Annotated in this window: 17 protein-coding genes; 6 read left to right on the plus strand and 11 right to left on the minus strand. The window is 70.4% G+C overall.

The window, feature by feature from the left end; all coding sequences use genetic code 11:
• Nucleotides 1–163: 163 nt before the first annotated feature.
• The 3 genes from ACIBO2_RS47545 to ACIBO2_RS47555 all read left to right on the plus strand — a co-directional run bounded on the left by ACIBO2_RS47545 (nt 164) and on the right by ACIBO2_RS47555 (nt 4,188).
• The gene (locus ACIBO2_RS47545) at nt 164–2,008 is read left to right on the plus strand and encodes a 2-oxoacid:acceptor oxidoreductase subunit alpha (protein WP_358554053.1); all 1,845 of its coding nucleotides are present in this window, start codon (nt 164–166) and stop codon (nt 2,006–2,008) included.
• Nucleotides 2,001–3,047, plus strand: a complete 1,047-nt coding sequence (locus ACIBO2_RS47550) for a 2-oxoacid:ferredoxin oxidoreductase subunit beta (protein ID WP_358554056.1) — start codon at nt 2,001–2,003, stop codon at nt 3,045–3,047. The genes ACIBO2_RS47545 and ACIBO2_RS47550 overlap by 8 nt, the downstream gene beginning before the upstream one ends.
• A gap of 73 nt (nt 3,048–3,120) precedes the next feature.
• Nucleotides 3,121–4,188, plus strand: coding sequence for an acyltransferase family protein (locus ACIBO2_RS47555; RefSeq protein WP_397304433.1), 1,068 nt, complete (start codon nt 3,121–3,123; stop codon nt 4,186–4,188).
• Here ACIBO2_RS47555 and ACIBO2_RS47560 read toward each other — a convergent pair.
• The 5 genes from ACIBO2_RS47560 to ACIBO2_RS47580 are packed head-to-tail and all read right to left on the minus strand — an operon-like array spanning nt 4,185 to nt 10,583.
• Nucleotides 4,185–5,060: a Gfo/Idh/MocA family oxidoreductase gene (locus ACIBO2_RS47560; protein ID WP_358554062.1), complete on the minus strand. Its 876-nt coding sequence runs from the start codon at nt 5,058–5,060 to the stop codon at nt 4,185–4,187. The two genes, ACIBO2_RS47555 and ACIBO2_RS47560, sit on opposite strands and share 4 nt — an antisense overlap.
• Entirely contained in the window at nt 5,057–6,361 is a 1,305-nt protein-coding gene (locus ACIBO2_RS47565) for a hypothetical protein (protein ID WP_358554065.1), read from the minus strand. Before ACIBO2_RS47565 ends, ACIBO2_RS47560 begins: the two co-directional genes overlap by 4 nt.
• 11 nt (nt 6,362–6,372) lie before the next feature.
• The gene (locus ACIBO2_RS47570) at nt 6,373–7,665 is read right to left on the minus strand and encodes a hypothetical protein (protein ID WP_397304434.1); all 1,293 of its coding nucleotides are present in this window, start codon (nt 7,663–7,665) and stop codon (nt 6,373–6,375) included.
• Nucleotides 7,666–7,705: 40 nt separating this feature from the next.
• Nucleotides 7,706–9,805, minus strand: coding sequence for a glycosyltransferase (locus tag ACIBO2_RS47575; RefSeq protein ID WP_397304435.1), 2,100 nt, complete (start codon nt 9,803–9,805; stop codon nt 7,706–7,708).
• Between the two features lie 22 nt (nt 9,806–9,827).
• Nucleotides 9,828–10,583 carry a WecB/TagA/CpsF family glycosyltransferase gene (locus ACIBO2_RS47580; protein WP_397304436.1) on the minus strand — a complete coding sequence of 252 codons (756 nt, stop codon included), beginning with the start codon at nt 10,581–10,583 and terminating at the stop codon, nt 9,828–9,830.
• Nucleotides 10,584–10,756: 173 nt separating this feature from the next.
• Between ACIBO2_RS47580 and ACIBO2_RS47585 the strand changes: the two genes are divergently transcribed.
• Nucleotides 10,757–11,302 (plus strand): dTDP-4-dehydrorhamnose 3,5-epimerase family protein, encoded by a 546-nt coding sequence (locus ACIBO2_RS47585; RefSeq protein ID WP_397304437.1) that lies wholly within the window; start codon nt 10,757–10,759, stop codon nt 11,300–11,302.
• Here the strand turns inward: ACIBO2_RS47585 and ACIBO2_RS47590 are convergent.
• Complete coding sequence (locus ACIBO2_RS47590; RefSeq protein ID WP_397304520.1) at nt 11,241–12,644, minus strand: O-antigen ligase family protein; 1,404 nt, start codon at nt 12,642–12,644, stop codon at nt 11,241–11,243. The genes ACIBO2_RS47585 and ACIBO2_RS47590 overlap by 62 nt on opposite strands.
• Before the next feature lie 2 nt (nt 12,645–12,646).
• Nucleotides 12,647–13,372, minus strand: a complete 726-nt coding sequence (locus ACIBO2_RS47595; protein ID WP_358554080.1) for a hypothetical protein — start codon at nt 13,370–13,372, stop codon at nt 12,647–12,649.
• 107 nt (nt 13,373–13,479) lie between these two features.
• Between ACIBO2_RS47595 and ACIBO2_RS47600 the strand changes: the two genes are divergently transcribed.
• Nucleotides 13,480–14,376, plus strand: coding sequence for a DUF6492 family protein (locus ACIBO2_RS47600; protein ID WP_358554083.1), 897 nt, complete (start codon nt 13,480–13,482; stop codon nt 14,374–14,376).
• Between the two features lie 62 nt (nt 14,377–14,438).
• On the opposite strand, the gene ACIBO2_RS47605 is transcribed toward ACIBO2_RS47600, so the two are convergent.
• On the minus strand, nt 14,439–15,245 hold the full coding sequence (locus ACIBO2_RS47605) for a hypothetical protein (protein ID WP_358554086.1): 807 nt from the start codon (nt 15,243–15,245) through the stop codon (nt 14,439–14,441).
• Nucleotides 15,246–15,523: 278 nt separating this feature from the next.
• Here ACIBO2_RS47605 and ACIBO2_RS47610 point away from each other — a divergent pair, with 278 nt between their 5' ends.
• Nucleotides 15,524–16,492, plus strand: a complete 969-nt coding sequence (locus tag ACIBO2_RS47610; protein WP_358554089.1) for a glycosyltransferase family 2 protein — start codon at nt 15,524–15,526, stop codon at nt 16,490–16,492.
• On the opposite strand, the gene ACIBO2_RS47615 is transcribed toward ACIBO2_RS47610, so the two are convergent.
• The 3 genes from ACIBO2_RS47615 to ACIBO2_RS47625 are packed head-to-tail and all read right to left on the minus strand — an operon-like array spanning nt 16,461 to nt 20,147.
• Complete coding sequence (locus ACIBO2_RS47615) at nt 16,461–17,924, minus strand: oligosaccharide flippase family protein (protein ID WP_397304438.1); 1,464 nt, start codon at nt 17,922–17,924, stop codon at nt 16,461–16,463. The genes ACIBO2_RS47610 and ACIBO2_RS47615 overlap by 32 nt on opposite strands.
• Complete coding sequence (locus ACIBO2_RS47620) at nt 17,917–18,888, minus strand: hypothetical protein (protein WP_358554095.1); 972 nt, start codon at nt 18,886–18,888, stop codon at nt 17,917–17,919. Before ACIBO2_RS47620 ends, ACIBO2_RS47615 begins: the two co-directional genes overlap by 8 nt.
• Entirely contained in the window at nt 18,885–20,147 is a 1,263-nt protein-coding gene (locus ACIBO2_RS47625; RefSeq protein WP_397304439.1) for a DUF4910 domain-containing protein, read from the minus strand. The genes ACIBO2_RS47620 and ACIBO2_RS47625 overlap by 4 nt, the downstream gene beginning before the upstream one ends.
• Nucleotides 20,148–20,152: the final 5 nt, after the last annotated feature.

Genomic DNA, 20,152 nt, shown 5'->3' on the forward strand with positions numbered 1-20,152 from the left:
TCGCCGGCGGCCTGTGTCACCCCTAGTGGTTCTCCGGTAGCCCCTGATTGCCTCCGCGTTTACCCGCATTATGTGGCGAGGAAACGTGTTGAACCTCGCGAGGATCTAGCATGGAAACTGAGAACGCGCCCACAGCCACCGGCGCGTCGAGGAGGACTGAGCTGTGACGAAGCAGGTCCAGCAACTCGACCGCGTGATCATCCGATTCGCCGGGGACTCCGGTGACGGCATGCAGCTCACGGGCGACCGCTTTACCGCGGGCACCGCGGAGTTCGGCAACGACCTGTCGACGCTGCCCAACTTCCCCGCCGAGATCCGCGCCCCCGCAGGCACCCTCCCCGGTGTGTCGAGCTTCCAGCTGCATTTCGCCGACCACGACATCCTGACGCCGGGTGACGCCCCCAACGTGCTCGTCGCGATGAACCCGGCGGCGCTGAAGGCCAACCTGGGCGACCTGCCCCGTGGCGCCGACATCATCGCCAACATCGACGAGTTCACCAAGCGCAACCTGCAGAAGGTCGGCTACGCGGCCAACCCGCTGGAGGACGATTCGCTCAACGAGTGGCGCGTCCACGCGGTGGCGCTGACCTCGCTGACGGTCAAGGCGCTCGAAGGCTTCGAGCTGTCCAAGAAGGACGCCGAGCGCTCGAAGAACATGTTCGCGCTGGGCCTGCTCTCGTGGCTCTACCACCGGCCGACCGAGCACACGATCAAGTTCCTTGAGCAGAAGTTCGCCAAGAAGCCGGAGATCGCCAAGGCCAACATCGCGGCCTTCCAGGCGGGCTGGAACTACGGCGAGACCACCGAGGCGTTCTCGGTCTCCTACGAGGTGAAGCCGGCCCAGCTGGCGCCCGGTGTCTACCGCAACATCTCGGGCAACCAGGCCCTGGCCTACGGCCTCATCGCCGCGAGCGTGCAGTCGAAGCTGCCGCTGTTCCTCGGCTCCTACCCGATCACGCCGGCCAGCGACATCCTGCACGAGCTGTCCAAGCACAAGCGGTTCGGTGTCCGCACCTTCCAGGCGGAGGACGAGATCGCCGGTGTCGGCGCGGCGCTGGGCGCGGCGTTCGGCGGCGCGCTGGGTGTGACCACGACGTCGGGGCCCGGTGTGGCGCTGAAGGCCGAGACCGTCGGCCTCGCGGTCACCACGGAGCTGCCGCTGCTCATCGTCGACGTGCAGCGGGCCGGTCCGAGCACCGGCATGCCGACCAAGACCGAGCAGACCGACCTGCTGATGGCCATGTTCGGCCGCAACGGCGAGTCTCCGCTGCCGATCGTGGCGCCGATGTCGCCGAGCGACTGCTTCGACGCCGCCATCGAGGCGGCGCGGATCGCGGTCAAGTACCGCACCCCGGTCATGCTGCTGTCGGACGGCTACCTGGCCAACGGCTCCGAGCCGTGGCGCCTGCCGGAGGTGTCCGAACTACCCGACATCTCCCAGGAGTTCACCACGGCGCCGAACGGTGCCGACGGCGAGTTCCTGCCGTTCAAGCGCGACACCGACACGCTCGCCCGCCCGTGGGCCATCCCCGGCACGCCGGGCCTGGAGCACCGGATCGGCGGCATCGAGAAGGCCGACGGCACGGGCAACATCAGCTACGACCCGAACAACCACGACCTGATGGTCAGGACCCGGGCCGCCAAGATCGCCGGGGTCGACGTACCCGACCTGGAGGTCGACGACGCCGACGGCGACGCCAAGGTGCTGGTGCTGGGCTGGGGTTCGACCTACGGCCCGATCGCGGCGGCCGTACGCCGCATCAGGAAGAGCGGCGGCAAGGTCGCGCAGGCGCACCTGCGCCACCTCAACCCCCTGCCCGCCAACACCGGCGAGGTGCTCAAGAGCTACGACAAGGTGCTGCTGCCCGAGATCAACCTGGGCCAGCTCGCGCTGCTGCTGCGGGCGCGCTACCTCGTCGACATCATCAGCTACAACCGTGTGCGCGGGCTTCCGTTCAAGGCCGAGGAGCTGGCCGGAGTCATCCAGGACGTGATCGACAGTGACTGAGCTGATCAATGGGAAGGGCCTCTCGCTCGTCCCCAAGACGGACACCAAGCAGGGCCTGAAGGACTTCAAGTCCGACCAGGAGGTGCGCTGGTGCCCCGGTTGCGGTGACTACGCGATCCTGGCCGCCGTGCAGAGCTTCCTGCCGGAGCTCGGGCTCAAGCGCGAGAACATCGTGTTCGTCTCCGGGATCGGCTGCTCCTCCCGCTTCCCGTACTACCTCAACACCTACGGCTTCCACTCGATCCACGGCCGCGCGCCGGCGATCGCGACCGGGCTCGCCGCGAGCCGGCCCGACCTGTCGGTGTGGGTGATCACGGGTGACGGTGACGCGCTGTCGATCGGCGGCAACCACCTGATCCACGCGCTGCGCCGCAACGTCAACCTCAACATCCTGCTGTTCAACAACAGGATCTACGGTCTGACCAAGGGCCAGTACTCCCCCACCTCGGAAGTCGGCAAGATCACCAAGTCGACGCCGATGGGCTCGCTGGACAAGCCGTTCAACCCGATCTCGCTGGCCATCGGCGCCGAGGCGTCGTTCGTGGCCAGGACGATCGACTCCGACCGCAAGCACCTGCAGTCGGTGCTGCGCGAGGCCACCGCCCACCGCGGCACCTCGCTGGTGGAGATCTACCAGAACTGCAACATCTTCAACGACAACGCCTTCGAGCAGCTCAAGGATCCGGAGATCCGCGACGACATCACGCTGCGGCTGGAGCACGGGCAGCCGATCGTGTCGGCGTCGAAGGCGGTCGTCAGGGCGGCCAACGGCGGCATCGAGGTGGCCGACCGCGCCTCGGTGAGCGCCGAGCAGATCCTGGTGCACGACGCGCACCACCCCGACCCGTCGCTGGCCTTCGCGCTGTCGCGGCTCGACGAGCCCGCGTTCGAGCACGTGCCGATCGGCATCTTCCGCTCGATCGACCGGCCCGCGTACGACGTGGCGATGGCCGAGCAGATGGAGGAGGCCGTGGCGCAGAAGGGCCCCGGCGACCTCAGCGACTTGCTCATGGGTGGAGACACCTGGCGCATCGGCTGAAACCGTGGGGTAACGCAGCTCCTTCGCGAACCGATACACCTCCGATGCATCGGACTCGCGGGGGAGCTGCGGAGTGGCCGAAGCGCAAAACGGGCCTGGTCAATCCCGGCTGAACGCCTTCAACCTGCTGCGCCTCCTGGGCGCGCTCGCGGTCATCGTCGAGCACAGCTGGGTGCTGACCGGACACGGGACACCCCTGACCCCGGACAGCGGGATAGGGGTCGGCGGCATAGGCGTCGGGGTCTTCTTCCTCATCAGCGGCTACCTGATCAGCACGAGCTGGCTGTCCGACCCGTCGGTACGCCGCTACACGCTCCGCCGGGCGCTGCGTATCTATCCCGCGTACGCGCTCGTCGTCGTCGCCACCGCCCTGCTGCTCGGGCCCCTGGTGAGCGCGCTGCCCGCCGCCTCCTACTTCTCCGGCTCCGGCGCCTGGAGCTACATCGCCAGAGGGCTGCTCATCCAGCCGGTGAGCTACGCGCTGCCCGGCGTCTTCCAGGGCCTCCCCTATCCGAACGCGGTCAACGGGTCGCTCTGGACGATCTGGGTGGAGGTGCTCTGCTACGTCGGCGTGGCGGTCATGGGCCTGCTGGGGCTGCTGCGCCGCCGGACGGTCCTGGTCGGGCTGGTGCTGCTCGCGCTCGCCGCCGCCTCGGTCATCCACCTCACCGGCTACTCCGGTCCGCTCATCCCCCTGGTCGTGTCGGCGTACGCCGCGCAGCCCGTGGCGTTCTTCGCGCTCGGCATGCTGATCCGGGAGCTGCGCTGGGTCCCGCCGCTGTGGCTGACGCTCCCCGTGGTGCTCGCGTGGTGGCTGCTATGGGGCACGCCGGTGGCCAATCTGGGGGCGATCGCGGCGGTCACCTGCCTCACGTTCCTCATCGCCTTCCGCGCGCCGGCGTGGCTGCATCGGCCCACCGGCTCCTACGACCTGTCGTACGGGACCTACCTGCTGGCCTTCCCCGCCCAGCAGGTGCTGGTCCAGTACGGGCTCCGGGCGCCCGCGCTCGTGTTGCTGGCCACGGTCGGCATCGTGCTGCCGCTGGCCGCGCTCAGCTGGCGGCTGGTCGAACGGCCCGCACTGCGCCTGCGGCAGCGCAAGCCCGTCCCGGTCCCGGTCCCGGTCCCGGAGCCCTCTTAGTGAGGCTCCGCCTGCGCCAGGAGCCGTTGCAGGTGCAGGCCCCGGTGCACGTCGATCTCGTGTGAGCGGCCGATCCGTACGGCGGTGGCGAACTCGGAGCGCAGGGTCGCCCTGGTCTCCGTCGAGTCCTCCGGCAGCTGTTGGGAGTCGAGCACCAGCGTGCCCTCCGGGCCGTACAGCTCATAGCGGGTCCGGCGGCGCTGCGGGACCCGGCCGCAGATCGTCAGCTGGCTGATCACGTCGTTCTCGTGCAGGCAGGTCAGCGCCAGGAAGCCGGACCGGTTACCGGCCGGCCTGACCTCCGTGATGCGGCCCAGCGCCGCGTCGAGCAGGTCCAGGCCGTGCGGTCCGGTGTTGTACAGCACGCCCGCGCGGGAGCGCCACGGGCTGTCGGCGAAGGTGTCGTCCAGGAATTCGCCGGTGAGCTGCATGGCGCGGGCGCCGATGGCCGGGAAGTCGCGGGCCCGCTTGAGGAACTCGCGTACGGCGGGACGGTAGCGGTTGGTCAGCACGAGTTGCGTGGCCACGCCGGTGGCGTCGACCTCATCGGCGAGCGCCCGCGCGTCGCGTACGGTCAGCGCGATCGGCTTCTCCAGCAGCAGCGCCCGGCCCTGACGCGCCGCCTGGACGGCCATAGTCGCCTGGACGTCGGGCGGGACGGCGAAGACCACGGCCTCGCACCGCTCCAGCAGCCGCTCGTAGGAGGTGAAGGCGGGCACGCCGAACCGCTCGGCCAGCGCCTGGGCGGCCGGGGCGCGCCTGCTCCAGACGCCCGCCAGCCGGGTCTCGGGCCCGGCGGCGAAGACGGGGGCGTGGAAGTCGCGCGCCCAGGGCCCGGCGCCGACCAGGCCCACGTTCACCGGCGCGCTCATGCCGTGACCTTGTAGACGTGGTAGGTGTTCTCCCGCTCGAAGGTGTCGGTGAAGCCGCCGTCCTTCACGGGGAGCGTCCTGTTCTCGAACAGGACCTCCACACTGGAGGCCGAGTCCAGCGCCTTGGGCAGCTTCAGCGTCTGCCGCCCCGGCTTGACGCCCGCCTTGGGCATGGCGAAGACGTAGGAGGAGCCGTCGAGGTCCTTGAGCATGGTGTCGAGTCCCGGCGCGAAGGTGTGGACGTAGGACTGGGTGTTCAGGACGGGCGCGAGCGTGCGGATCCGCCGGTTCAGCTCCGTCACGGCGGTCCGCGTCGCCTGGGCGCACGGCTCGCGCAGCACGTGCTGGCTCGGGCAGGGCCCGGCGAAGCTGTGGTTGAAGTAGATGACGCCGCGCGCCTCGTGGATGAGGGAGTTCATCACCGCGCCGGCCAGCTCGTCGCCGGTGATCGCGCGCAGGCCGTTCGAACCCGGCCAGCCGAGCTCCACGAACGCGTAGATCGGCTGCCTCTTGCCGTCCAGGGCGTCGAGCTTCCTGCCCCGGTCGACGACCATGCCGTAGTTGGCGGCCCGCGGGCACCGGTCGGTCGGCAGCTTGATGAAGTTCTCGGCCTCCGGGCAGATGCCGGTGTCGGTGTACCAGTACACGTCGGTGGACATGACGTCGGTGTAGCTGTTGACGAACTTCTTCGCCTCGTCGTCGGACTCCCACATGGCGATGCCCTTGCCGTAGTTGGCGTAGTGCAGGCGGCCATCGTTCTTGGGCAGTTTGTCCTTCAGGGTGCGCATCGCCGTGTAGCCGCAGGGCGGCTTGTCGGGCAGGCACACCTGGCCTTCCCCGCCGTACTTGCCGCTCCAGACGCCGTCACCCGGCCCGGCGAACATGTCGGGCTCGTCGGCGATCATCCAGCCGACCGTCTCGCTGCCCGAGCCCGCCAGGGGCTTGCTGGTGATCGCCGACATCCCGTTGGCGCGGATCAGTCCCATATTGCTGTTGGCCGTCAGCTCGACGTAGGTGTTGAGCCCGGCCTCCTTGTCCATCCGCACGTCGCGTTCCTCGACGACGGACTCGAACCAGACCCCGATGGGGAAGAACGATGGAGCGGTCCAGCCCGCGGCGGCCGGGGCGCTGAACTTGGCGTAATAGGCCGGGCCGCCGTCCCAGGGGACGCGCGGCAGGCCGAGGTCGTCACGGGTCGACTTGGCCCGCGCGAAGACCCAGCCCACGGCGATCACCAGCAGGGCGGTGGCCGCGATGAGCAAAATCCGCCTGGCCGTTCTGTTCGTCGTTCGAGAAGTCATTGCCCTCCCAGCTACGGGGCGATCCGGTAGACGTGATAGCTGTGCTCCGCGTCAAAGGTCTCGGTGAAGTGTCCCTCCCTGTCGACCGGGATGGACCGGTCTTCGAAGATCTCCTCGATGTGGCCCGCCGCCGAAAGATCGCTGGGTACGGTCAGCACGCGCGGCCCCGGAGCCTGGCCCCGGCCGAGCATCGCGAACAGGTAGTAGGCGCCGTCGTGGCGCTTCAGCATGGTGTCCAGCTCGGGCGCGAAGTCGTAGGCGTACGACTGGGTGTTGAGCACCGGTGCGAGCCGGGCGATCCGGCGGTCGAGCTCGGCGACCCCGCGCCTGACCGCCTTCCCGCAGGCACGGCGGAGCACGTTGTCCACCTTGCAGGCGGGGTCCGTGCCGTGCGCGTCGTAGACGATCCCCCTGGCTCCGTGGATCAGGGCGCTCATCGCCGCGCCGCCCACCTGCTCGGGGGTGAGGCCGGAGAGCGAGATGATCGCGTACACCGGCTGCCGGCGGCCGTCGGCGGCGTCCAAGGTGCGCAGCCGTTCGACGGTCGCGCCGTAGTTGGCCGCCAGGCGGCACTGGGCCGCCGGGAGCTGCAGCCACCGGGTGGCCTCGGCGCAGACGTTGGGGTCGCCGTACCAGGAGACGTCGGCCGCGACCACGTCCGAGTAGCCGTTGACGAACTTGGCGGCCAGCGCCTCCTCCTCCCAGTAGGCCACGCCCTTGCCGAAGGAGGCGTAACGCAGCCGCTCGCCCTTGGGCAGGCGCTCGGCGAGGGTGCGCATGACGGTGTAGCCGCAGGTGACGAGTACGGGGACGCAGACGGGTTTGCTGGTGAAACCGCGGGCGCCCGTCCAGCGCCCGTTGCCCGGCCCCGCCCACACGTCGGCCTTGTCGGCGATCAGCCAGCCCACGGTCTCGGCGCCCGCGCCGGGCAGCGGGCGGCTGGTCAGCGCGGTCATGCCGGACTTCCTGAGCAGCTCAGGGCGGCTGCCGTCGGCCAGTTCGACGTAGGTGTTGATCCCCGCCGCCCGGTCCAGCGCGACCTCCCGGCCGGTCCGCGCCGAGGCGAACCAGAGCCCCACAGGGAAGAAGCCGGGACGGGTCCAGCCCGCCCCGACGGCCGCCGCCGAGCCCTGGTAGGCGGCGGGACCGCCTTCCCAGGGCAGCGCCCGCAAGGTCATCGACAGCGCGGGCAGCGTGCTCGCGACCGGCTTCGGCGGGACGGACCGCAGCCACAGCCCGCCCCCGACGGCCACCGTCGCGGCGGTGAGCAATGCCGCCCACCGCGTGACTGTCAGTATCCTCACGCGATCCTTCTTCACGCCAACGCTCTTCACGCCAACGCTCTCAACGCCGTGCGTCGGGTGTCTGCTCAGCCAGCGCCATGAGGTCGGCCGCCCGCGCCGACCAAGAGGCGCCCGCCAGCGAGCCGCGCAGCCGCTCCGGCGACTGCGGGCCGCCCTCGGCCAGGCAGACGCGGATGGCCTCGATGAACTGCTCGGGGGTGGTCGCGGTCCTGACGCGGTCGGCGTAGTGGGCCAGCTCGTCGAACTCGGTGCTGACCACGGGCAGGCCGAGCGCCAGGAACTCCTTCAGCTTGATCGGGTTCGCGTGCTTGATCCACTCGTTGTCCAGCCACGGCATGATCGCCACGTCGAAGCCCGAGCCGTAGGCGGGGATCACCGAATAGGGGCGCAGACCCAGCCAGTGCACGTTGGGGTGCTTGGTGAGCCGTTCGATCTGCCCGTTCGCGTCGCCGACGAGCACGAGCGACGCCTCGGGCAGGCCGAGCGCGACCCGTTCCAGCAGGTCGAAGTCCACCACGAAGTCGTCCAGGGCGCCGAAGAAGCCGATCCTGGGCCCCGGTACGGCCCGCAGGTCGGCGGGCTGCCGATCGGCCGGTACGCGGCTGAAGTGCTCCAGGTCGACCCCGTGATCGAGGAAGCGCGCCCGTGTGCCCGCGAGCGGGCGTTCCTCGGCCATGAGCCCTCGGCTGGCGTACACCACGTGATCGGCACGTTCCAGAAGGTCACGTTCGAGGGTCTCGATCGTCCTCGTGTCGGACTCGGGGAAGGCGGAGTGGCGGTCCGAGCGGTTGAAGATCAGCGCGCGGCGGCGCATCGGGCGTACCACGTCCCAGGCGGTGGGGATGGTCACCACGATCACCGGCACCTTCAGGCCCAGCCACCCGCAGACCGCCCGTACCTGTGTCCTGACCAGCCAGGCGTTCAGCCCGCGGCCCAGGCGCGAGCCGTACAGGGGGAGCGGGAGCGGCGACATCACCCACAGGTTCGGCTCCACCCGCCGGACGAACTTGGCCACGCTGCGCAGCTTCCTGGCGATGCGCCGCAGCACGAAGGTGGAGCGGCCGGGCAGCGGCATCCGCATGCCGATGCTGTTGACGATCAGCACCTTGCGCGACCCCGCGAGGTGGCGCATGAGCTGGAAGTCGGAGTGGGCCCGGTTGTGGTACCACCAGTCCTGGGCGGAGAAGCAGACGTAGGCGGGCGGCGATAACGGGCGGCCGCCCGGCGGCGTCGGCCACTCGTCCATCGTCGCGAGTTCGCGCAACGCCGCCCGGTGCCGCTCCCCCGCCCGCCGGCCACGGGTGACGGCGCGCAGGGCCTCGTTCAGGGCGACCGCCAGGCGCATGAGCAGCGCGCGGGGCCTGCCGTACCGCTGCCGGTGCAGCCGCACCCGGTTGGCGGCGGCGAGGGTCCACAGCGGGGCGGAGTTGGCCTGCTCGCCGCCGAGGTGGACGGTCACCGCATTTGGCTCGTAGCGGATCGAGAAGCCGTGGTCGCGGATCTTGAGCATGTACTCGGTCTCCTCCGAGTACAGGAAGTAGCGCTCGTCGAGCGGTCCCACCGCGTCCAGGCACTCGCGCGAGACCAGCCAGGCGGCGCCCGTCGCCCAGTCGGGCGTGCCCGGCCGCTCGTAGACGCGCGGGTCGACGACGAGCTCGCCCAGCGGCGCGTGGCGGCCCGCTCTGAGCCCGCCGAGCAGCGCCTCTCCCACGGCCCGAAGGACCGTGGGGCGTCGGCGCAGGGACAGCTGCAGCACGCCGTCGGCGCCCAGCAGCCGGGGCACCGCGATGCCCGTGCCGGGCACGGCCAGCGCCTCGCGCAGCAGGCGCACCGAGTCGGGTTTGAGCCGGATGTCGGCGTTGAGGATGAGGACGTCACAGCCGGGGGCGGCGGCGATGCCCGCGTTGACGCCCGCCGAGAACCCGCCGTTGCGGCCGGTCTCGACCAACTCGACGGGCACTCCGGTCGCGAGCACCCGCTCCACCGTGTCGTCGGGGGAGTCGTTGTCCACGACGATGATCCGGGCCGGCTCCCCTTCGCTCAGCACGGCGTCCAGGGAGCGCAGGCACTCCTCGATGACCTGACCGCTCTGGTAGGTGACGATCACGATGGCAAGCGGCGACCGCTCGGGAACAGTCATCAGGCAGACCAATCTGTGGGGATCAGGAGCGCCGGCCCGCGGCCAGCCGGTGCCACGCGGCCCCGGCCAGCAGCCTGAGCGCGAAGGGCAGGTCGTCACGTAGGTACCGGCGGACGAGTCGACGGGGTTCGAGGGCGAGCCTGAACAGCCACTCGCCGCCCACCCGCTGGATCCCGCCCGGAGCGCGCCGGAACTGCCCGGCGGCCATCGGGATGGCGGCGCCGCAGCCGATGTACCAGGCGTGCGGGAGCTCGGGGCGGAGCGCGGCTATGACGCGTTCCTGCTTGGGAAAGCCCAGGCCCACGAAGACGAGGTCGGGCGCGGCCGCGCGGACCTTCTCCACGGTCTCCCCCATCCCGCCGGCCAGCCGCTCGAAGCCGAAGGGCGGCGCGTATACTCCGGCCACCCGCAACCCGGGATAACGCCGGACCAATGCCTCACCGGCGGCCTCCGCGACCCCCGGCTCGCCGCCGAGCAGGAACACCGACCGCCCCTCGCGGGCGGCGACCTCGCTGAGGGTGAAGATCAGGGAGGCCCCGGTGACGCGGTCGGATACGCGCAGTCCGCTGAGCCGGGCCGCCCACACCACCGGCATGCCGTCCGCGACCACGAGCTCGGCGCCCGCCACGAGCTCGGCGAGCTCAGGGTCACGGGTGGCGGCGCGGACGATGTCCACGTTGGCGGTCACGATCATGCCGCCCAGACCGTCCTGCCAGGCTCGCGCGAGGTGCTCGGCGACCTGCGGCTCGGTGATGGCGTCGATCCCGACGGCGCCCACCCGCGCGCGCTGCGCGAAGGGTAAGGCGCGGTTCTTTGGACCGTTCTCATCCGACGAGTGGTCCATCGGAATGCCGCACCCCCCGTCTGCCGACTCACCCTTTGGACATCGGTATCGGGCTATATCCGTTACACGGTGGCCGACCGGAGGAGACACCCGCCAGGATGGGGTCCATGAGAGTCGAGCAAGGCGCGCTCGCGGGGACGCTGCTGTTCGTCCCGAGCCCGCACAGTGACGAGCGCGGCCTGTTCACCAGGACGTTCGACGCCGAGATCGCGGCCGAGCACGGCCTGGACCCCGCGGCGTTCGTCCAGGACAGCCAGTCCCGCACGGTCAAGGGCGCCATCAGGGCCATGCACGGCCGCTCCGGCCGGGGTGAGGCCAAGCTCGTCCGGTGCGCTCGCGGCGCGGTGTACGACGTCCTCGTGGACGCCCGGCCCGGCTCGCCCACCTTCGGCGAGCGGATGTCGGTGGTCCTCGACGACGAGACGTTCATCCACCTGTACGTGCCGCCCGGCCTGCTCCACGGCTACCAGGCACTGAGCGACGCCGACGTCTGCTACCGGATCGACCGGCCGCACGACCCGGCCGAGGACATCTCCGTCCGCTACGACGACCCCGACCTGGCGATCGACTGGCCGCTCCCGGTCTCGGCGATCAGCGCGCGGGATCTGGCGGCCGGCTCGTGGAAAGAGGCACGGCGGCGGCTGGAGGGCTGACCTGGCGGCGCGGGGGCTCTTTCAGCGTCCCCGCGCCCGGAAGCCCGGCCTCGCGGCGCGCGACCCGCATCAACCCGCCGGCCAGGCCGATGAGCAGGAACGACAGCGCGGTGGCGGTGCTGAAGGAGTTCAGGTCGAACGTGGCCGAGCCCACCACCGGCACGATCAGGCAGGCGGCGAGCGTCAGCCCGAGGTCGCGGGTGCGGTCGTCCACGCTGATGCTCCTGACGCGAACGGCCGACCACATCCCGACGACGAACAGTCCGACGAACGCCAGCACGCCGATCGCGCCGCCCTGCACGGCCGTCAGCAGATACTGGTTGTCGAAGACCGGGTGGTGCGGCGGGAACCAGGTGCCGTTGCCCCGGCCCAGCAGGGGATGCTGCGAGAACTCCGAGATCGCCGTGGTGTAGTCGTTGGTCCGCCAGCGCAGGCTCTCGTCGTTGTCCAGGTTGGTGAACAGCCCGGCGATCGCGCCGATCAGGCCGGGCACGAGCAGCTTCATGACGACCAGGAAACCGGCGAGCGCGACGGCCGCCCTGACGCGCCGGGCGTTGGGCCAGCCGAGGAACAGCACCGCCCCGGAGGCGGCCAGGCCCAGGACCGTCGAGCGGGAGGCGGAGAAGGCCATCCCGCAGGCGATCAACGCCACCACGGTCCACCAGCGCCGCTGCGGCTCACCGTGTTCGCGCGCGCCGAAGGCATAGTGAAGGGCGACCGGCAGCACCATCGCGGACACGACGCCGAACTCGATGGGGTGCCCCGCGGTCGAGGCCACCCGGTTGAGCCCGTTGCGCTCCAGGATCGTCACTTCCACCGCCCGCAGGCGGCTGCCGGGGATCTGCATGTACTGGGTCACGTCGAACGACAGCAGGAACTGGATCGCGCCGATCACTCCCATGATGGCGCCGACCACCACCAGCGTCTTCAGCACCAGGTCGAGCCGCTCGCGGCTGGGCACGCCGTCCACGCCGATCAGCGCGATGCCCACCATCGCCACCGCGATGACCAGCACGTGGTCGGACAGGTCCTGCTCGTAGGAGGGCAGCCACCCGGCGGAGGCGTAGGCGTAGGTCGCGAGGAAGGCGAGCGCGTAGAAGTAGATCGCGTAGCGCACCGCCGACGGCCCCTTGGCCGCGCCGAGCGTGCTGGTGAGGTGCGCGCAGAACCACCAGACGGCGGCGAACAGCCCGATGGCCTCCGCGTAGGTGAGGTCGAACGGCAGGCCGCCGATCACCTGACGGGCGGGCACCAGCATGAGGACCACGGTGAAGATCGCGCACAGGGTCGCGGCGTCGGCCCGGTGGGGCACCGGCCGGACGATGGACCGCTCGATGGCCACGTTCAACGCTGCAACACCGCTTCCTCGGTCCGGACGTCCGCCTCGGGCGCCGGTCGCGGCCCGTCCCGCTCGTCCCTCCTGCGCCGCAGCCCGGTCATGACGCTCTCGGCGCAGAAGGAGGCGCCGAGCGCGGCGGCCACGCCCAGCGCGAACACGGCCGCGGCGCTGCGGATCTTGCCGCCGCGCTCCGGCTGCGGGTCGGTCGGGGAGACCATCTCGTTCAGGTTGATGTACGTCTCCGGCGGGGCCTTCAGCACCTCCTGGCGGCGTTTCAGCTCGACCTTGGCCCGCTCGGCCACCCTGACCACGATCGCCCGCGCGTCCTGGGGCGCCAGGCTCTTGCCCTCGATGACCACGAAGGGCGCGCTGATGAGCAGTTCGGGATTGGGGTGGCCGTTGTTGACCTTGTAGGTGGTCTTGCCGTCCGGCCGGATGCCCATCTGGCCGGCCACCTCCGTGGTGTTGAGGATCTGCACCAGGATCGAGGCCGACATGTTCAGCCCGCCGTCGAAGTTGAGCAGCGGGTTGATGATCGGGTTGGGGTTCTTGGGGTTCGGCGGCCGATACGACCCGCTCGGCGGCACCGTGAGCACCATGACCGTCGTCGAGGAGTACTGGACGGGGATCTGGGTGTAGACGCCGTATGCGGCGGCGAGCGTCAGCAGGAACGCGGGAGCCGCGATATACCAGCGACGCAGGAGGACGATGATCGCGCTCCAGAAGTCCAACACAGCCCCCCAGGCATGTTCCAGCCGTACGTCAAAGCATCGGCGAGGCTGCGACCAGCGTTACTTATCACGTGTAACGTGCCAAAGCTTCACGCCGATGAGGGTGAGTGACCAAGCCCATGGCCTCGCTGGCCGTCGTCACCCCCAGCTATGGACCCGACGCGGATCAGTTCGCCGATCTGCACCGCTCCGTACTGGAGTACACCCCCGAAGACACCGTCCACCACGTCTTCGTGCCGCGCGCCGACCGGCGTCTGTTCGCCGCCCACGAAGGGCCCCGCTGCCGGGTCAGGACCGTGGGAGAGCTGCTGCCGAAGCGCTACGTCAAGGTGCCCCGAGTGGGCATGTGGGTCAACGCCCTGCGTCCCTGGCCGCCCGTACGCGGCTGGGTGATGCAGCAGATCGTCAAGCTGGCGGCCACGGCGGCGATGGACGCGGACGTGGTCCTGGTGGCCGACTCCGATGTGGTGCTCGTCCGGCCGACGACGGCCCAGCGCTCCCTGGTCGGCGGCCGGCCGCTGCTGCACCGGCTGGAGGACGGGGTGCACCCGCTCATGACGCGGCACGTGCTGTGGCACCAGGTCGCCCGCGAGCTGCTCAAACTGCCGCCGGCGCCCGAGCCGCCGCTGCCCGACTACATGAGCCCGCTCACCTTCTGGGACCCCGCCATCGTGCGCGGGCTCCAGCGGCGGCTCACCGAGAACACCGGCCGGCACTGGGCCGACGCCTTCGGCTCCCGGCTGCACGTGTCGGAGTTCATGCTCTACGGCCTGTTCGTGGACGAGGTGCTCAGCGCGCCGGACGGGCGTCCGCCGTCGGACACCGGCCTGTGCCACAAGACTCCCGACGAGTCGCCGATGGATCTGCCGACCGCCCTGGCCTTCGCCGATCGCCTCGGGGACGGGGCGATCGGCATGATGATCTCCGCCAAGTCGGGCACCCCGCGAGAGGTGCGGCAGGCGGCCATCGAGCGCTGCGCCGAGGTCGCCAACCGCGTTGCCTAGCCCTGAGCGCCGCGCCGAGGCGGGTTCCCCGGCCCCGAGCGCCGCGCCAGGGGCCGGGTTCCCTAACCCGCGCGGCCGTCCTGGTCGGGCTTTCGCTGGTCGGGGGCGATTCCCAGGAACTCACCGTTGATCCGGGCGAACTCCTCCGTCGGGGGGCCGTCGCTGTCGCGGTCCGCAGACGGGTCGTCGTCGGATCCTCCGGAAGGCATGACCGTTGAGCGGCCATTAAGGGGCTTCGCCGCTTCCGGTTCGGCGGCGGGTTCGGGTACGTCCGCTTCGCCCTCGGCCGGCTCCGCCGGGGCGGTACGGCCACGGACGCGGCGGATCCACATCAGGTAGGCGGCGCCGAAGCCGAAGAGCAGGGCGACGACCAGCACCTCCACGGCCAGCTGGATCTTGCCCCCGCCGTCGTACGCGACCGGGATCAGCGCCACGTTGTTGACCGCGATGAACGTGCTCTTAGGCGCGCCCAGCGAGGTCTGGTAGCTGGTCAGCTCCTCATGCAGGCGCCGCTCGGCCCGCTCGAGGATGCCCTTCGCCGTCTCCGCCGTCCGGCTCACGACCTTGATGTGGATGAACGGGCCCTGCGTCACGACGCCCAGCAGGTCGGCGTTCGACCGGCCGTCGTCGATGACGATCTCGGTGCTGCCGTTCTCCTCGATCCCGAGCTTGCGCAGCTCGTCCTTGCTGTTGAGCGCGAGGATGAGGATGCCCGCGACCGTCCGCAGCCCGTCGTTGTACTGCAGCAGCGGATTGGTCAGGCCGACCGGCTTGGTGGGATCCATCGACAGGGTGCCACCGGACGGCGGCGCGGTCAGGATCAGCGACGACTCGGTCTCGTAACGCGGTGACCCCACGAAGAACGCCACCAACGCCAGGACGAGGGCGAGGGCGATGATGGGAGGTCCAACACGCTTGTTTCGGATAAGGCCTAACAGATCGTTCCAAAAAGCCATATTTACCCGCCCAAGCCCCCGCCAATATGGGCCAATGCCTGGCCATAAAAAATGGTACAGATTGCTTATCGTGACCGGCCGAGTCGATGTTACGAATCACCGGACCTGGTTGCCGTTCGCCCTACTTCGCGAGAACATCGGCGCGACCGTACCTCAGCCTCACCTCAGCTTCCGCTAGAAGGGCTGCCCGGATGACGTCCAGATCACCCAATGTACGCTCCTCCGCCTCACTCGTCGGCCGCGCCGAACCGCCCATCGGGGTCGGCATGCCCGTCTACAACGGCGAGCCGTACCTGGAGGGCGCCCTGCGCTCGGTCCTGTCCCAGAAGGGGGTCGACTTCGAGCTGGTGATCGCCGACAACTGCTCGACGGACGGCACCGAGGAGCTCTGCCGCGAGCTGGCCAGGACCGATCCTCGCGTCCGCTACCTGCGGCGCGAGCGCAACGTCGGCATCACGGCCAACCACAACAAGGTCGTCCACGAGACCCGCGGCGAGTTCTTCTCCTACGCCACCTCCGACGACGAGTACCACGAGGACCGCCTGGCCCTGCTCTCGGCGGCGCTGCGCCGCCACCCGGCGGCGGCGGCGGCCGTCTCGGGCGTCGAGGAGATCGACGAGACCGGACAGACCATCGGCACCTGGCGCGACACCGCCCCCACCGACCAGCCCGACCCGGTGACGCGCCTGCGCCACCGGCTGGACAACTACGACGAGACCATGCACTTCTACGGGCTCATGCGCAGGGACACGCTGCTGCGGGCCCGGCCGCTGGAGGCCATCCTGCCCGCCGACCGGGTGATGATCTCGGGCCTGGCGCTGCTCGGGCCGCTGGTCGTGGTGGACGAGCTGCTGCTGCGGCACCGCAACCACCCGGGCAGCAACAGCCAGGTCAACCACGCGCGGGCCTTCCGCGCCCGCGAGATGCCCGGAGACCAGCGCTTCTTCCTGCCCAACGTGGAGGAGGGCCGCGCGCTGCTGCGGGTCATCAGGAACGCTCCATTGACCCGCGGCCAGCGGCTGCGCGCCTACGCGGCGCTGCGGCCCTGGCTGCGGCGCAACGCCGTGCCCATGGCCCGCAACGTCGCCCACTCGGCCATCGACGTGGCCCGCGGCCTGCGGGGGCCGCTCAGCTCGTCACCACCTCGCGAATCTTCCTGATCCGCTCCCGCGAGAGCCCGGTCACCACGTACACGATCAGCCCGGCTCCTCCGGCGGCGCAGAGCCGGACGAAGTCGAAGGCGCCCTCGGTCAGCCTGGACACCAGCCAGGCGGTCAGGCCGGCCAGCAGGCCGCCGAGGAGCAGCCGGAGGATGCCGGGCAGGACCGGTCCGAGCACGACGCCCGAGCGGCGCAGTTGCAGCGCCGTCACGGGCAGGGCGATCAGCAGCGCGACGGCCGCGTGCGCGATCGCCACGCCCCGGATGCCGTCCAGCCGGGCGCCGGCGTACAGGGCGGGCAGGAGCGCCAGGGCCCAGCTCAGGTTCATCCACACGACGAGCCTGGTCGCGCCGAGCGAGGTCAGGATGTCGAAGGCCAGCGCGGTGAGCATCCGCACCACCATCAGCGCCATGAGGAAGGACAGCGCCTGGGCGGCGGGCAGCCACCGCTCGCCGTACAGGAAGGGCACGACCAGGGGCGCCAGCACGCCGAACAGGACCGCGACCGGCAGCACCAGCGTGATCAGCATCGGCACGAGCTGCTGGACGCGCGCGGAGAACGCCTCCGGGCGCTCCTCGGCGACCCGCGAGAAGCCGGGCAGCGTGACGTGGCGCAGGGCCTCGCCGACCAGTCCCGGCACCCAGCTCGACACGTTCAGCGCGATCATGTAGAAGCCGAGCGTGGTCGCGCCCAGCAGCCGGCCGATGATGATGGCGTCGGCGTTGAGCACCAGCGCCTCGATGGCCAGGCTGACCGCCAGGGGCACGCCGAAGCCCAGCAGCTTGCGGGCGATGGCCCGATCGAAGCCCAGCCGCAGCGGCATCTTGGCCCAGATGAAGACCAGGATGCCGCTCACCAGGGAGTTGGCGACCGCGCCGATGACGAAGCTGTAGACGCCCGCGCCCATGACCGCCAGCGTGATCGCCACCGGCACCTGGACGGCGATGCCCGCCATGTTCGCCTTGGCTATCTTGTCCTGCTGGAAGCCACGGAGCATGACCGCGCTGCGTACGTTGACGAACCCGTCGATCACGATGATCACGGTGAGCAGCCGCACCACCGGCGTGGCGGAGACGTTGCCCGCCAGGCCGGTGAAGTAGGGCGCCGCCACCCAGAACACGGCGTAGATGGCCACGCTGAGGGTGAGGACGACGGTGGTCGCGGTGACCACCATGTCCTCCAGCTTGCCCCGCCACTGCACGACGGCCGCGACGATGCCGGCGTCGTTGATGTAGAAGAGGAACTGGTTGGCGGCCAGCGCGACCGCGTACAACCCGAAGTCCTCCGGGGCGAGCAGGCGGGCCAGCACGAGGCTCAGGGTGAAGGTGGCCACCTTCGACCCGCCCCGCGCCAGCAGCCCCCAACGCAGTCCCCTGCCCGCCGATCCGGCCCGATGATCGCTGACGGGCTCGCTCACTACCGGTTCACTCACTGTCCGGCACCCGTTCGAGCCAGATCTCACGCCAGAAGGGGAAGAACTCGCGGGGGCAGTTCAGCGAGTGGACGCCCTCGCACACCACGTCCTGCAGCACGATGCAGGGCGTCTTCATCTCCAGCATCCGTCCCGTGGGCTCGTCGATGCAGCGGTCCACCCGGGCGCGGACCCGCGCGGTGCGGCCGCAGTGGCGGGCCAGCTCGGCGTCGAAGTTCATGCCGCGGTTGGACAGGTCCTCGTTGACGGTGGCCAGGATCTCCTGCTTGGACCGTACGCGGACCAGCTCGCCCGGCTGGAGGTCGAGTGTCTGGACCGGCGTGCGGCCTCTGACCTCGCCCTTCATCGTGCCCCACGGCCGGCCGCCCTTGATGCGCAGCGCGCGGGGCAGCTTTCTCCTGGTCAGGTGCTGGAACCGGTTGTACAGCCCGATCCCGGTGGCCTTCAGGGTCCTGAGCACGCCGACGTTCCGCGTCCGTACGTCGGCCACGAACTGCCCCAGATCGGCCATCGGCAGCGGTACGGGCGCCGCTCGCAGCAGCTCGGTCGCCTGGCAGGAGTAGCGTTCGGTGCCGTCCTCGCCCGGCGGCTTGCGGCTGTTGATCTCCAGCAGCGGCAGCAGCCGGGAGTCCGGCACGGCGTTCGGGGGCAGCTCGTCCGCCGCGACGCGCTTGATCCACGCCTGTTTCCAGTACATGGAGCAGGCCGTCTGGCAGCCGCCGTGCGCCGAGCCGTCGCACCGCGCGCCGAGCAGGTGCACGGCGCTGTCCATGCGCCGCAGACCCGTCTTGGTCAGCGTGTCGCACAGCTTGTGCGCCACCTTGTGCACGGTGAGGCGCTGGCCGCAGAACTTCAGCATCTCCGGCATGAACGGCAGTCCGTCCAGCTCACCGCGCTCGTCCAGCGTGGCCAGGATCTCGGCCTCGCTGCGGATCTCCACCAGGTCGCCGACCCGCAAGCTCATGGTTTCCATTCCCTCACCAGTTCCGCGTCTTCGAGGCTCCCCGCCGCTTCGGCCACCGCATGGAACGGCAGGCCGGCCCGTTCGGCGATGTCCAGCAGCGAGTGCGTGCCGTCCGAGAGGTTCAGCACCCAGAGCATGGCCATCTGGGCCTGCTTGGTGTCGCTCCTGCCGCCCAGCGCCCCGTACAGGCCGCGCCGGCCCAGCTGCGGCTCGCCGTAGGGGCTGAGGTTCTCCAGGCGCCGGTCTCCCTCCAGCACCCGGGTCACCTCCCAGCAGGTCTCCAGGGTGTCCTCCATCGACTCGGGCAGGACGAACGCCGGGTCGTCGCCCGAGGTGTGGTACTCCGGATAGCCCGCGTACGTCGATCTGGTCAGGCAGCCGACGGGCAGGTCGAACCCGGGCGAGCAGTACTGCCGCTCGTCGTAGCCGTACGGGGAGAAGTCGAGCGTGCGGTGCGGGCGCCCGGAGGAGCCCAGCACGTGCCCCACCGCCCGGTCGATCTCCGTGTCGCCGCGCCTGCTCCGCTTGTACGTGAGCGCGCCGCCGTCCCCCGCGCACGCGAGGACCAGCCCGTGCCTGACCCGCTCGACCGCGTCCCGGTTGCGGGCCAGCCAGGTGATCGACCCGATCGTGCCGGGCGCGAACAGGAAGCGGTAGGTGTAGCGCGGCGACGCCGCCGCCAGCCGCCGGGCCAGCTGGACGGCCACCGCGATGCCCGCCAGGTTGTCGTTGGCCAGCGACGGGTGGCAGGTGTGGCAGGAGATCAGCACTTCTTCGTCCGTCCGGCCGGGCACGACGTGCTCGGCGTACGTGAGGTGGCCGTCCGCCAGCGTGGCGTCCACCACGACCTCGTACTCGCCCTCCCGGAGGCCCTCCAGCGTCTCGTGGCGCAGGCAGAACCCCCAGTCCTCGGCGTAGTAACTGGTCCGGTACGGGATGAGCCCCGGCTGGTCCGGGAGCGTGTGCAGGTGGCCGCGGAGCTCGGCCAGCGGCATCCGGGCCGACACCGGCACGCTGTAGCCGACCACGTGCAGGTTGGACTCGGCGAAGTCGACGACCTTGGCGCCCGTGGGGTCCTTGATGTAGGCGTCGCGGATGTTCCACTCTTTGGGCACGTTCCAGTCGAGCACCTGCGTGCCGGTGGGCACCTCGTGCACGTTCAGCGCGACGTGCTCGCCGACGATCTCCAGGGTGCGGCGGACGCCGTCTCCCGTGATGCTCCGGCACAGCGGGTAGAGACGCTCCACCAGCTGGTGCATCTCCT

This window comes from Nonomuraea sp. NPDC050022 (genome assembly GCF_044460705.1).
Classification (GTDB): Bacteria; Actinomycetota; Actinomycetes; order Streptosporangiales; family Streptosporangiaceae; genus Nonomuraea.

What these genes read in the sequence shown, in the direction of transcription:
- ACIBO2_RS47585 (WP_397304437.1), top strand. Translation starts at nt 10,757, where the DNA reads ATGAGAGTCGAGCAAGGCGCGCTCGCGGGGACGCTGCTGTTCGTCCCG.
- ACIBO2_RS47565 (WP_358554065.1), bottom strand. Translation starts at nt 6,361, where the DNA reads ATGACTTCTCGAACGACGAACAGAACGGCCAGGCGGATTTTGCTCATC.
- ACIBO2_RS47610 (WP_358554089.1), top strand. Translation starts at nt 15,524, where the DNA reads ATGACGTCCAGATCACCCAATGTACGCTCCTCCGCCTCACTCGTCGGC.
- ACIBO2_RS47620 (WP_358554095.1), bottom strand. Translation starts at nt 18,888, where the DNA reads ATGAGCTTGCGGGTCGGCGACCTGGTGGAGATCCGCAGCGAGGCCGAG.
- ACIBO2_RS47560 (WP_358554062.1), bottom strand. Translation starts at nt 5,060, where the DNA reads ATGAGCGCGCCGGTGAACGTGGGCCTGGTCGGCGCCGGGCCCTGGGCG.
- ACIBO2_RS47625 (WP_397304439.1), bottom strand. Translation starts at nt 20,147, where the DNA reads ATGCACCAGCTGGTGGAGCGTCTCTACCCGCTGTGCCGGAGCATCACG.
- ACIBO2_RS47575 (WP_397304435.1), bottom strand. Translation starts at nt 9,805, where the DNA reads ATGACTGTTCCCGAGCGGTCGCCGCTTGCCATCGTGATCGTCACCTAC.